Genomic DNA, 11818 nt, shown 5'->3' on the forward strand with positions numbered 1-11818 from the left:
CACTGCCGCAAGGCGTTGCGGCGGCTGCTTCGCGCAGCAATCGATCTTCCCTTGAAGATACGGCGGATTTCCGGAGCGTCCAGACACGATTTCCTGATCTCAGGTGGTAATTTCGTGGCCGTGCTCCTTCAGCGCCGCCGCCGCTTTGTCGAGATCGGAACCGGCGACGAAGACGTAATCCGTGCTGAAGGTCGAATTGGCGAAGACGCCGACGCCGGCCGCCGAGAGCGGACGAAGCACCGAAGACAGAACGCCCGGCACGGAGAAGCTGAAATGCTGCTCTATGCGGAAACAGCGCCAGCCGAGCGAGCTCTGGACGCCGGAAGGAACGCGGGCAGCACGGCAGACAAGGGTCATTTCCTCCCGCGAACTCGATACCGTCCAGAACCCCGGCCCCGGCAGCCACTCCGGAATAGCGGACCCGATGTTCAGGCGGGTAATCGCATATTCGGCATCGACCAACCGGATCAGCAGTTTATGTGGCATTTCGCATTATCCTCGAAGCAACCAGACAAGTCCGACGCCAACCGCCACCGATGTGAGTCCGGCGAGGCGCAGCTGATGCTCCGGGACATACGGCAAACGCTTCGCCAATTCCACAAGAACCAAAGGGGCCAGTGCGTACACCAGCCCCTCGATGATCAGGAAGAATGCAAATCCGGTCAGAAGATCGGACATCGTCCGCTCAATCTCCGGTTGCAGGTGCCGCCGGCGCGGTCGGCGACAGCGGTGCCGCTGCCCCGTCCGCACTGTTGAAATAACGGAAGAATTCTGAGTGCGGCGACAGCACCACGGTTGTATCCGGATTTCCGATTGACTGAGCATAGGCCGCCATCGAGCGGTAGAACTCGAAGAAGCCGGGATCGCGCTGGAAGGCGTCGGCAAAGATCCCCGTCCGCTCGGCTTCGCCCTCGCCTCGGAGGATTTCCGAATCACGCTGGGCATCCGCGACGATCTCGACCACCTGGCGATCGGCGATCGCGCGTCGGCGCTGGCCCTCTTCGTTACCGCGGGCGCGGATCAGTTCGGCCTCGGCCAGACGCTCCGCCTTCATGCGGTCGTAGGTCTGCTGCGAGACTTCCTGGGTCAGGTCGGTCCGGCGGATGCGAACGTCCTCGATATTGAGACCCAGCGATTCGGCGTCAGCCCGAAGATCGGTGCGAACCTCGCGCATCATCGATGCGCGCTCGTCGGAAAGCGCTGCCTCGAAGCCTCTCAAACCGTAGACGCGGCGCAGCGACGCATCGAGGCGCGTGCGAAGCCGCGCTTCGGCGGATTCGCGGTCGCCGGAAACCGTTTCACGGAAGCGGCGGGGATCGGCGATCCTGTAGACCACGAAGGCGTCCACCTCGTAGAACTTGCCGCCGGAAACCTGCACGCGGATATTGTCGAGGTCGAAGCGGAGCGCCTGATCCTCGACATATTGCACGCGGTCGGCATCCATGAAGGCGAAGGGCAGCTTGAAATAAAGCCCTGGCTCGGTCTTCACGTCGCGGATCTCACCGAAACGGACGACGATCGCCTGCTGGCGCTCATTGACCACGAACACCGACGAATAGATGACGACCAGCACCGCTGCGAGAACGATGAGAATGATAGAGCTGCGATTGTTTATCATTGGGTACCTCCCGACTGCGCGGGTCTGCCGATTTCGTTGAGCGGCAGATAGGGCAGCACGCCCTGGCCGTTCTTCTCATCGAGAATGACCTTCTTCGACTTGCCGAGAACATCCTGCATGGTTTCGAGATAAAGCCGCCGGCGCGTCACTTCCGGCGCCTTGGAATAGGCGTCATAGACGGAAATGAACCGCTGCGCCTCGCCCTGGGCTTCCTTGACGACGCGGTCCTTGTAGGCGGCCGCCTCTTCGCGGATCTGCGCTCCCTGGCCGCGCGCCTTGCCGAGCACCTGGTTGGCGTACTGGTTGGCTTCCTCGACGAAGCGATCCTCGTCCTGCTCGGCGCGCTGCACCTCGTCGAAGGCGTCGGCCACTTCGCGCGGCGGTGCCGCGTCCTCGATCGCGACCGTGTTCACCGAGATGCCGGCGCCGTAGGTATCCATGGTCGCCTGGATGGTGTTCTTGACGTCCGCGGCGATCGCCTGACGGTTGTCGCGGAAGATGTCTTGCGCCGGACGCCGGCCGACGACCTCGCGCATGGCGCTTTCGGCCACCTGCTGCAGCGTGTCGGCCGGGTTTTCGACGTTGAAGAGATAGGACTTCGGGTCGGTGACCGAGAACAGCACGGAGAACTGCACGTTGACGATATTCTGGTCGCCGGTCAGCATCAGGCCGGCGCTCGACTGGGCGCCGACGCGGCTGCCGATATTGAGCTGCTGCTCCGTCACCTTGACGATCTCGACGGTCTCGAGCGGCCAGAAGTGATAGTGCAGGCCGGGCATGGAGATTTCCTCCTTCGGCTTGCCGAAGCGCATTTCGACACCGCGTTCATCCGGCTGGACAGTGTAGATCGAATTGAGCAGGAGGAAGCCGACGATCAACAGGCCGACAATGACGAAGACGCCGCCGTTGAAGCCGCCCGGAACCACGTTCTTTAGCTGATCCTGGCCGCGACGGATGATCTCTTCCAGATCCGGTGGCCCACCCCGGCCGCCACGCGGCCTGTTTCCCTGACCCCAAGGCCCTTGATTGCCGCCGCCGCCCCATGGGCCGCCGCCGCCGCCATTCTGATTGCTCCAGGGCATCAAAACCTCTCTTCAAACTATATTCTCTCGCTGAACGCCCCGCAGACATGCGGCCGGTCACGACGTGATCCCGTTATAGGTATCATGTGCATTGCTTTCAACGCGATACGGGCGAGTTCACCGTAAAGTGCTAAAAATAGTTGACGGGTCCTCGACAAGAACGGAAAGGAGCCGAACGGGGCATCTGAGGCCGCTCGGGCATCGGCTATTTCGGCAGCGTGTCGCGCCGGCGCCAGGTGACAAAATGCATCGCATGGCTGTCCTTCTCACCGCGCGGCAGATCCTCTTCGAAGACCTTCTCGAAGGCTACCGGATCGATCGGCGGAAAGCGCGTGTCGCCTTCCACTTCGGCCTGCACTTCCGTCACGTGCAGCACGTCGGCGAGGTCGATCGACTGCCGGTAGATTTCGCCCCCGCCGATGATGCAGACCTCGTCGGTGCCGAGTGCCGCAGCATGTGCCCGCGCCCTCTCGAGCGCCTCCCGCAGCGAGGCGGCAACCTCGGCGCCGGTGGCCGCGAAATCAGGGTCACGGCTGATCACGATGTTCGGCCGGTTTGGCAGCGGTCGTCCGAGCGACGCCCAGGTCTTGCGTCCCATGACAACCGGCTTGCCGATCGTCAGCGCCTTGAACCGCTTGAGATCCGTCGAAAGCCGCCACGGCAGGTCGCCCTCACGCCCGATCACGCCATTGGTCGCGACCGCAACGACGATGACGATCTTCGGTTCCGGTCTTGCATCAGTCATGGAAGCCTCTCGGTTTGCTGTCGATTTCGCGGGCGCGCAGAAGCGCCGGGCGATCGGTCACGAGGTGGATATAACGATCGATGACGCCGCTTTCCGGCAGGATCTTGCGCATCCACTGCAGAGCGCTTGCGAGCAGCAGGTCGGCCGCGCTCATCTTGTCGCCGATGAGATAGGGCTGGCGGGTCAAAACCGCGATCACATGCGCGCACATCTCGCTATAGAGCCGCGCCAGCATCGGATTGTTGACGGTGACGCCGGAAATATGGGCGAGCGCCGTCGGCTCGATCACGCCGGCATAGTAGGCGAGCCAGGAGAGATAGGCGCCACGATCGGGGTGGCCAGGCGGCCGCCCGAGACTGCAGTCGGGGTAGAGGTCGGTCAGATACTGCGCGACGGCGGCAGATTCCCAGATCAGCGTCCCGTCGTGCAGGAGGGCCGGCACCTGCTTGTGCGGATGCGGATTGTTCTCGTCCGGACCGCCGGACCCATCCCAGCGGCGGATATTGACGTAGCGAATCTCGTATTCTGCACCGAGTTCCTCGAGCAGCCAGATGATCCGCGACGAGCGCGACAAGGGTGCATGGATCAGCGTCAGCATCAAATCCTCCTCTCCGCCGGTCGCTCCCGGCTTCCCGACGCATGGCCGGACCGATCGATCGGGCCGCCCGATACTTGGCTCATTCGAGACCACACCGCGACGGGCGCCTCATATGTGAATCGGCTTCGTAGCCAACGAGCGTAACGTCTTCGAACTCGAAGGAAAATATGTTCCTCACTGCCGTATCCATCCCCAGAAATTATCTAGCCCCGGAAAAGCGCGCTGCGATACCGCTTCCGTTTTCCTTGACGGTCTGCATTGCCACATTGGTCGAGGTGCTGGCGACATAGGGGAGATTTGATATCCGTTCGCCCAACACTTCACGGTATCTGCGTATGTCCTTGGTTCTGATCTTGAGCAGATAATCGAACCGTCCCGCGATCATGTGGCATTCTTCGACTTCTTTGATTCTTCGGACCGCCTCATTGAATTTTTGAAGCGCCTCCTCCTGGGTGTTCGACAATTTGACTTCGGCAAAAGCTATGTGTTCGAGCTGAAGCTTGGATGGATTGATGATCGCCGTGAAGCCCTGAATGTAGCCCTCGGAGATCAATCGTTTCATGCGCATTTGACAAGGTGTCTTCGAAAGCCCGATCTTCGCAGCCAGATCGGTGACCGAAATCCTTCCGTCAGCGGAGAGGACCTCAAGAATCTTCTGATCGTATTGGTCAATTTCACTATTTTGACCGCTCTCTCCGGACATAATTCCTCTCCATCGTGCAGAAAAAAGTCAAATTCCCATCCAGTAAGCCATAACGAAGTCGGAAAGACTAGAGCGGGCGTGATAATTTGAAGACATGATCCCGGGAGCCCCAGGTTTCCCTGGCCGAACCGTCGAAAGGTCACCCATGTCTACGCAGCCGCTCTCCGAACCCGACACCGCCCGACCATTCGCGGCTTTCGCCCCGCCGATCCGCCAGCAGTCGACCCTCCGGCAGGAAATCACCGCAGCTTACCGGCGGCCGGAAACCGAATGCCTCCCTCCGCTTGTCGAAGCCGCCCGGCTGACCGGCGCGACGAAGGCGAAGGTGGCGGTGATCGCCCGCAAGCTCATCGAAGCATTGCGCGCCAAGCACAAGGGAACCGGGGTCGAGGGCCTGGTCCACGAGTATTCTCTGTCGAGCCAGGAAGGCGTGGCGCTGATGTGCCTCGCGGAAGCGCTGCTCCGCATTCCGGACACCGAGACGCGCGACGCCCTGATCCGAGACAAGATCGCTGAGGGGGATTGGAAGTCGCACCTTGGCGGCACCAAATCGATGTTTGTGAACGCGGCTACCTGGGGTCTCGTCGTCACGGGCAAGCTTACATCGACAGTCAACGACAGAAGCCTCGCCGCCGCCCTCAGCCGTCTGATTGCTCGCGCCGGCGAACCTGTAATCCGCCGTGGCGTGGACATGGCCATGCGCATGATGGGCGAGCAGTTCGTAACGGGCGAGACCATCCAGGAGGCGATCAAGCGGTCAAAGCCGCTCGAAGCCCGCGGCTTCCGATATTCCTATGACATGCTCGGCGAAGCCGCAACGACCGCGGCCGATGCCACCCGGTATTTCCGTGACTACGAGAACGCGATCCACGCCATCGGCAAGGCCTCTGGCGGCCGCGGCGTCTACGAGGGTCCCGGGATCTCGATCAAGCTCTCCGCGTTGCATCCCCGCTACACCCGCACCCAGACGGAGCGCGTCGTCGGCGAGCTGTTGCCCAAGGTGAAGCAGCTTGCTCTCCTCGCGAAGCGATACGACATCGGCCTGAACATCGACGCCGAAGAAGCTGACAGGCTTGAGCTGTCGCTCGACCTGCTGGAGGAGCTCAGCCTCGACAAGGACCTCGGTGGCTGGGACGGTCTCGGCTTTGTAGTCCAGGCCTACGGTAAGCGTTGCCCGTTCGTGCTCGACTACGTCATCGACCTGGCCCGTCGGTCCGGCCGACGCATCATGCTCCGTCTGGTGAAGGGCGCCTATTGGGACGCCGAGATCAAGCGCGCCCAGTTGGACGGCCTCGAAGGGTTCCCGGTCTACACGCGGAAGGTCCACACGGACGTCGCTTACATCGCCTGCGCCCGCAAGCTTCTCGCCGCTCCCGACGCCATATTCCCGCAGTTCGCCACCCATAACGCGCAATCGCTGGCGACGATTTACGAGCTCGCAGGCCCGGACTTCGAAGTCGGCAAGTACGAGTTCCAGTGCCTGCACGGGATGGGCGAACCGCTTTATGACGAAGTCGTCGGCAAAGCCAAGCTCGATCGCCCCTGCCGCATCTATGCCCCCGTCGGCACCCACGAGACGCTGCTGGCCTACCTGGTTCGACGCCTCCTGGAGAACGGGGCGAACTCCTCGTTCGTGAACCGCATCTCCGACGAAAACGTCTCGGTCGACGAGCTTATCACCGATCCGGTCGACGTCGTGGAAGCGATGCCCGTCGTCGGCATGCCTCACGACCAGATCGCCTTGCCCGCTGATCTTTATGGCAGGGAGCGGGCCAATTCGAAGGGTCTCGACCTCTCCAACGAGGATACCCTTGCCGACCTCGCCTCACGGCTGCAAGCCACCGTCACGCAGGACTGGCACGCCACCCCGTTGCTGGCGGACGGCTCGCTGGAAGGCAAGACGCGACCTGTCGTGAACCCGGCAGACCACAATGACGTCGTCGGATCGGTAACCGAACTCGCCGTCGAAGACGCATCGCGAATCGCGCGTATGGCCGCTGAAGGGGCCGCTCAATGGGCGGCGACATCACCCGCGGAGCGCGCCGATTGCCTAGAACGCGCCGCCGACCTCATGCAGGAACGGCTGGAAGTGCTGATGGCGATCGCCATGCGCGAAGCCGGGAAGTCAGCGGCGAACGCGGTCGGTGAAGTCCGCGAGGCGATCGATTTCCTTCGCTATTACGCTGTGCAGGCCCGCAAGACGCTCGGTCCGTCGCATGCTCCGCTCGGGGCGGTTCTCTGCATCAGCCCGTGGAACTTCCCGCTCGCGATCTTCACTGGTCAGGTCGCCGCGGCGCTCGTGGCCGGCAACTCGGTCATGGCGAAACCCGCCGGCGTCACGCCCATCATCGCATTCGAGAGCGTGAAAATCCTGCACGAGGCAGGCGTGCCGCGCGGGGCGCTGCAGTTCATTCCGGGTAGCGGAAGGCTGGGTGCCGCGCTGGTCGCCGCCCCGGAAACCGCCGGTGTCATGTTCACGGGTTCGACGGAAGTCGCCCGGCAAATCCAGGCACAGCTCGCTGAACGGCTGTCTGCCAGCGGGAAGCCCATTCCGCTGATTGCCGAAACGGGTGGTCAGAACGGCATGATCGTGGACTCGTCCGCACTTGCCGAACAGGTGGTCTTCGACGTTATCGCCTCGGCCTTCGACAGCGCCGGTCAGCGTTGCTCGGCCCTGCGCGTTCTTTGCCTTCAGGAAGATGTCGCCGACCGCACGCTGACGATGCTCAAGGGCGCTTTGAAGGAGCTGACGATCGGCCGGACCGACAAGCTTAGCATCGACATCGGCCCTGTCATCAACACCGGTGCCAAGGAGGAGATCGAAAGCCACATCGAGCGGATGCGCTCCCTCGGCTGCAAGGTCGAGCAGCTGCCTCTTCCCCGTGCTGCCGAACTCGGAACCTTCGTCGCTCCGACGATCATCGAACTGAAGAAGATGTCCGATCTGACCCGCGAGGTGTTCGGGCCTGTCCTCCACGTAATGCGTTATCGTCGTGAGGACCTCGACCGGCTTATCGACGAGGTCAACAACTCCGGTTACGGCTTGACCTTCGGCCTCCACACGCGCCTCGACGAAACCATCGAGCACGTGACGAGCAGGATCAAGGCGGGCAATCTCTACGTCAACCGCAACATCATCGGTGCCGTGGTCGGCGTCCAGCCGTTCGGCGGCCGCGGTCTTTCGGGTACGGGTCCCAAGGCAGGCGGTCCGCTTTACATCGGCCGCCTTGTACAACGGGCTCCCGTACCGCCGCGCCACGGCTCGGTTCACACCGATCCGGCACTCCGTGAGTTCGCCTCCTGGCTGGGCCGGCGCGGCCACAACGCGGACGCGGACGCCGCCCGCGATCTGGCGGACGTCTCCGCGCTGGGCCTCGACCAGGAACTCGCCGGACCCGTTGGAGAGCGGAACCTCTACGCGTTGCATCCCCGCGGCCGCATCCTTCTCGTTCCCAAGACGCAACGGGGCCTCTTCCGCCAACTGGCGGCCGCCCTGGCTACGGGGAACGAAGTAGTGATCGACAAGGCTTCCAATCTGGAGAACGCGCTGAACTCGGTTCCCGCCTCGATAGCGGCAAGGCTTTCCTGGAGCGCGGACTGGAATTCTGCAGGTCCTTTCGCGGGTGCACTCGTCGAGGGTGATGTCTCCCGCGTTCAGGAAGTGAACAAGCGCATCGCCGCGTTGGATGGGCCATTGGTGCTCGTCCAGGCTGCCACCCCAGAGGAATTGGCCAAAGACGCAGGCGCCTACTGCCTTAACTGGCTGCTCGAGGAGGTCTCAACCTCGATCAACACTGCCGCCGCCGGCGGCAATGCGAACCTGATGACGATCGGATAACGCGTTGGCTGCCCGGCGAAAACCGTCGGGCAGCTCCATTTTTCGGGAGATAGACGATGGCACTATCGAAAATCCGGCAGAAGCCGCACGACGAACTTCTTCAGAACTACAAGCCGTTGGGGCTCAAGGCCGTGGTCGCGGCGCATGAGATCAAAGTGAAGTCAGAACCTGTGGTCTTGCCAGCGGAGCCGGTCTATGGACAGCTCCCGGAAGGATTTCACATGCCGATCGAGCTGGATTGACACTCGATCGGCGGATAAACCACAGGTCGGAAGCAACGAAACCTTGCGCAGCATCGCGCAGTCGGCGGGATCCAGACAAGGCTGTTCGACATACACGTCAAGGTTTCCGGAAAGCCGGAAGAGCGCCGAAGTCAATTCAGTGATGGATGCGATCTGAACCTACGCTAGAGAATTTTACAGTCAGGTGGAATCACCTGACGTCGCACAAATGCGGCAAAAACAAATGGTTAGAGCGGCAGTGCGGACGCATGTGCGCGCATCCCGCTCTAGCCCGCTTCTCTCACCGCCTTTAGCGCCGGTGGCGCAACTCGGCCCGCCGGGACGCCTGTTTGGCGCTCCGGCTTCGAAGACGAACGGAGTCGGCGCCACTGTGAGCGGCGGGTCTGGGTTCGGCGATGTCTCCTGTTCTGGTTGCGGAAGGGTTTCAGGCCGGCGGCATCAGCGGGCCGCGGCACGTATTCGGGCGTGTGCCAGTGCAAATTCGTCGGCATAGGGACAGGCGGATGCCATCGCGATTTTGATGCGACGCACCGAGACGCGGACCTGGGCGCCGATCTTTAACAGCTTCAGCCGGATGGTGCCGCAGGTCGCCTCGGCGAGCCGCGTATGGGCAAGGCCAAGGCGGCGCAGGGCGCAGATCAGCACGTAGGCCAACGAGGCGAACCAGAGGCGCAGTTGATTGGCGTGCATGGTGTGGGCGCTGGTGCGGTCGGCGTAGAGATCGAGCTGGCATTCTTTGATGCGGTTCTCCATGTCACCGCGGGCGCAGTAGAGATCCTCGTAAAGCGTCTGTGCCGCCCAGCGCTCTGGCTTAAGGGAGGTGACGATGAAGCGCGGATTGGCGCCCAGCAGCGTCCATTCCGCTTTTCCAACGACCCGCCGTCGTCGTGTCCAGCTGTCCTTGGTCGACCACAGGAAGTCGCGGAAGACGCGGGTCGCCTGGGCGCTTGCCTGGGATAACAGGCTTGCTTCCTCCATGGCCGGCGCGATTTGCCTTTCCAGCCGCGGGTTGCGAGCAAGGCCAAAGACATAGTCGACCTTGTTGGTCTCGCACCAGTCCATCAGTTCGTCGCGGGCGAAGCCGGAATCGGCGCGCAGGATGATGCGCACGTTTGGCCAGCTTTGGCGGATCTGCCCGATGATACGATCGATTTCGGCGACCGAGCCTGCGCTGGCGTCGATGTTCGAACGCCGTAGCTTGGCCGAAAGCAGGTGGCGGCCGCAGAAGATGTACAGCGGCAGATAGCAATAGCAGTTGTAATAGCCGTGAAAGAACCGACCCTCCTGGTGACCGTGCAGCGGATCATCGGTGGCGTCGAGATCGAGCACGATTTCCTCAGGCGGGCTGTCGTGCGCGTCCAGGAACAGCTCGATGAACAGCGCTTCCAGCGCTTGCCTGTCGTAAGCGATCTTGTGATAGCGCGTCGGCTGGCCGAGACGGCCGTGCTCCAGCCGGTTCAAGGTGGATTTGCCGGCAAGCACCGCACAGTCTTGCCGCTTCGGCGTCAGCCGCTCCGACAGAAGCGCGAGCACCGGGTCGTGGCGCAGCCTGTCGTGGTCATCGACATCCTCGTAGCCCAGCGCGATCGCCGCAACGCGCTGCCCGACCAGCGTGCGCACGCTGTGGACCGTGCACGTCGGATCGCGGTCATCAACGAAGCAAGCGGCCACCCGGTCGAACAGTCCGATGACCCCATCGACATGGCGAAGCAGCAGGGCGCCGGCATCCGAGGTGATCGCTCCGCCGTCGAAACCAGCGACCACTTTGTGACCGTCGAAGCCTTCAAATTCGAGCTGCTCGGCGATACAGTGTGTTTGCATCGGACCCCCTCAACGAATCTGATAACCCTTTGTAGCAAAAGAAGTTTCTCAGATTCGCGGGCCCGATGCACCTCTTACTTTGAGATATTCAGGCTAGGTGCGTCTCCGACAGAGTGCCAATTCTTCCTTCAAGCCAAGGACATGTTGCCTGCGGCGGGCGCGTTTGCAGCGAACTCGGCGATACGCCGATGAACGCCAGCGGGGATGGTCAGTTGTTCCTTCTTTGAGGTGCCCGTTACGCCAGGTATGAAAACCCCAAGGCCCGCCAGGCGATCAGCCTGCGTTCTCGCACGGGCGATACGGGCCGCCTGATCCACTCCGGGCATCATGGCGATTACCGTCATCCCTACACCAGGCGAGACGTCGCCCGACCTGAAATCGGGTGTGTCAAGAGACCAGGGTCCGCCGGACAAACCAGCAGACATCATCTCGACCATCAGAGCGACATTGGCTCCCTTGCGTCCGCCGAAAGCCAGCAGCGCGCCCTTCAGTGCGAGATTGGGGTCCTCGGTGTCGTTGCCATCCGCGTCAACGGCCCACCCGGCGGGGATGCTGCGCCCCTCCGAGGCGGCAGCCACGATATTGACGAACGCGGTTGCGCTCGAAGCTTGGTCGATAATCATGGGTGGCGATCCGTCACCCATGGGGAATCCGAACGCCAAGGGGTTTGTGCTATAGACGGCGGGACCTCCCGGTTTAGCGACGACCATTGCGTTCGCGTTCGTCGCGGCGAGGCCGACGATCCCTTCTGCGGCCAGTCGTCGAACAAAGTAGCCGAGTTCGCCGGCCGTATAGCTGTTCGTCTGAGTGAAAATCGCGACGCCGAAGTGCCTGACGGTCTCCACGAATTGGTCGAACGCCTGGTCAAATCCGAGCTGGGCGATGCCACGATCTGCATCCGATACGAAGAACGCCGCAAAGGGTCGGTTCAGCTTCGGCTGCGGATTGGTGCTGATCCGGCCATCGCGAAAACTGTCGAGGTAATCGACCAGGTGAGGAAAGCCGAGCGTTGGCGGTCCGAACAGCGCGGCAGACATGGTCGCGGCCACGAGCGAGCGCGTCGTTGGCTCCGTAGCACCCGCACCGCGACATGCGCGCGCCGCGAGGCCTTCGGCTTCCTGCCCGACGAGTGTCACTTCGTCTGCCATGCTAAATCTCCAATCCTGTTTTC

11 protein-coding genes are annotated in these 11818 nt (G+C 62.3%); 2 read left to right on the plus strand and 9 right to left on the minus strand.

Translation table 11 applies throughout. The features are described 5' to 3' along the window. Nucleotides 1–99: 99 nt before the first annotated feature. From NGR_RS21325 to NGR_RS21355, 7 genes are all read right to left on the minus strand, one after another. Nucleotides 100–486, minus strand: coding sequence for an ACT domain-containing protein (locus NGR_RS21325; RefSeq protein WP_012708552.1), 387 nt, complete (start codon nucleotides 484–486; stop codon nucleotides 100–102). A gap of 6 nt (nucleotides 487–492) precedes the next feature. Continuing rightward, nucleotides 493–678 (minus strand): DUF2065 domain-containing protein, encoded by a 186-nt coding sequence (locus NGR_RS21330; protein WP_012708553.1) that lies wholly within the window; start codon nucleotides 676–678, stop codon nucleotides 493–495. A 7-nt stretch (nucleotides 679–685) separates the two neighbouring features. After that, on the minus strand, nucleotides 686–1618 hold the full coding sequence (gene hflC / locus NGR_RS21335) for a protease modulator HflC (protein WP_012708554.1): 933 nt from the start codon (nucleotides 1616–1618) through the stop codon (nucleotides 686–688). Continuing rightward, nucleotides 1615–2700 (minus strand): FtsH protease activity modulator HflK, encoded by a 1086-nt coding sequence (gene hflK / locus NGR_RS21340; RefSeq protein ID WP_012708555.1) that lies wholly within the window; start codon nucleotides 2698–2700, stop codon nucleotides 1615–1617. Before hflK ends, hflC begins: the two co-directional genes overlap by 4 nt. A gap of 205 nt (nucleotides 2701–2905) precedes the next feature. Continuing rightward, entirely contained in the window at nucleotides 2906–3445 is a 540-nt protein-coding gene (locus NGR_RS21345) for a dihydrofolate reductase (protein WP_012708556.1), read from the minus strand. Then, on the minus strand, nucleotides 3438–4043 hold the full coding sequence (locus tag NGR_RS21350; RefSeq protein ID WP_012708557.1) for a glutathione S-transferase: 606 nt from the start codon (nucleotides 4041–4043) through the stop codon (nucleotides 3438–3440). The genes NGR_RS21345 and NGR_RS21350 overlap by 8 nt, the downstream gene beginning before the upstream one ends. 199 nt (nucleotides 4044–4242) lie before the next feature. Further along, a complete protein-coding gene (locus NGR_RS21355; protein WP_012708558.1) occupies nucleotides 4243–4746 on the minus strand; it encodes an Lrp/AsnC family transcriptional regulator in 504 nt (167 codons plus the stop codon). A gap of 145 nt (nucleotides 4747–4891) precedes the next feature. On the opposite strand from NGR_RS21355, the gene putA reads away from it, so the two are divergent. Next, nucleotides 4892–8584, plus strand: coding sequence for a trifunctional transcriptional regulator/proline dehydrogenase/L-glutamate gamma-semialdehyde dehydrogenase (gene putA / locus NGR_RS21360; protein ID WP_012708559.1), 3693 nt, complete (start codon nucleotides 4892–4894; stop codon nucleotides 8582–8584). Nucleotides 8585–8640: 56 nt separating this feature from the next. Further along, nucleotides 8641–8826: a hypothetical protein gene (locus NGR_RS21365; RefSeq protein WP_164924392.1), complete on the plus strand. Its 186-nt coding sequence runs from the start codon at nucleotides 8641–8643 to the stop codon at nucleotides 8824–8826. A 438-nt stretch (nucleotides 8827–9264) separates the two neighbouring features. On the opposite strand, the gene NGR_RS21370 is transcribed toward NGR_RS21365, so the two are convergent. Together NGR_RS21370 and NGR_RS21375 are read right to left on the minus strand one after the other, a co-directional pair. Continuing rightward, on the minus strand, nucleotides 9265–10647 hold the full coding sequence (locus NGR_RS21370) for an IS1380-like element ISRsp7 family transposase (RefSeq protein WP_012707092.1): 1383 nt from the start codon (nucleotides 10645–10647) through the stop codon (nucleotides 9265–9267). A gap of 128 nt (nucleotides 10648–10775) precedes the next feature. Further along, nucleotides 10776–11795 (minus strand): Ldh family oxidoreductase, encoded by a 1020-nt coding sequence (locus tag NGR_RS21375; RefSeq protein WP_164924393.1) that lies wholly within the window; start codon nucleotides 11793–11795, stop codon nucleotides 10776–10778. Nucleotides 11796–11818: the final 23 nt, after the last annotated feature.

This window comes from Sinorhizobium fredii NGR234 (assembly GCF_000018545.1).
Lineage (GTDB): Bacteria > Pseudomonadota > Alphaproteobacteria > Rhizobiales > Rhizobiaceae > Sinorhizobium > Sinorhizobium fredii_A.

Bases quoted from the DNA above. Each gene is read 5' to 3' on its own strand.
- NGR_RS21325 (WP_012708552.1), bottom strand. From the start codon at position 486: ATGCCACATAAACTGCTGATCCGGTTGGTCGATGCCGAATATGCGATT.
- NGR_RS21330 (WP_012708553.1), bottom strand. From the start codon at position 678: ATGTCCGATCTTCTGACCGGATTTGCATTCTTCCTGATCATCGAGGGG.
- hflC (WP_012708554.1), bottom strand. From the start codon at position 1,618: ATGATAAACAATCGCAGCTCTATCATTCTCATCGTTCTCGCAGCGGTG.
- hflK (WP_012708555.1), bottom strand. From the start codon at position 2,700: ATGCCCTGGAGCAATCAGAATGGCGGCGGCGGCGGCCCATGGGGCGGC.
- NGR_RS21345 (WP_012708556.1), bottom strand. From the start codon at position 3,445: ATGACTGATGCAAGACCGGAACCGAAGATCGTCATCGTCGTTGCGGTC.
- NGR_RS21350 (WP_012708557.1), bottom strand. From the start codon at position 4,043: ATGCTGACGCTGATCCATGCACCCTTGTCGCGCTCGTCGCGGATCATC.
- NGR_RS21355 (WP_012708558.1), bottom strand. From the start codon at position 4,746: ATGTCCGGAGAGAGCGGTCAAAATAGTGAAATTGACCAATACGATCAG.
- putA (WP_012708559.1), top strand. From the start codon at position 4,892: ATGTCTACGCAGCCGCTCTCCGAACCCGACACCGCCCGACCATTCGCG.
- NGR_RS21365 (WP_164924392.1), top strand. From the start codon at position 8,641: ATGGCACTATCGAAAATCCGGCAGAAGCCGCACGACGAACTTCTTCAG.
- NGR_RS21370 (WP_012707092.1), bottom strand. From the start codon at position 10,647: ATGCAAACACACTGTATCGCCGAGCAGCTCGAATTTGAAGGCTTCGAC.
- NGR_RS21375 (WP_164924393.1), bottom strand. From the start codon at position 11,795: ATGGCAGACGAAGTGACACTCGTCGGGCAGGAAGCCGAAGGCCTCGCG.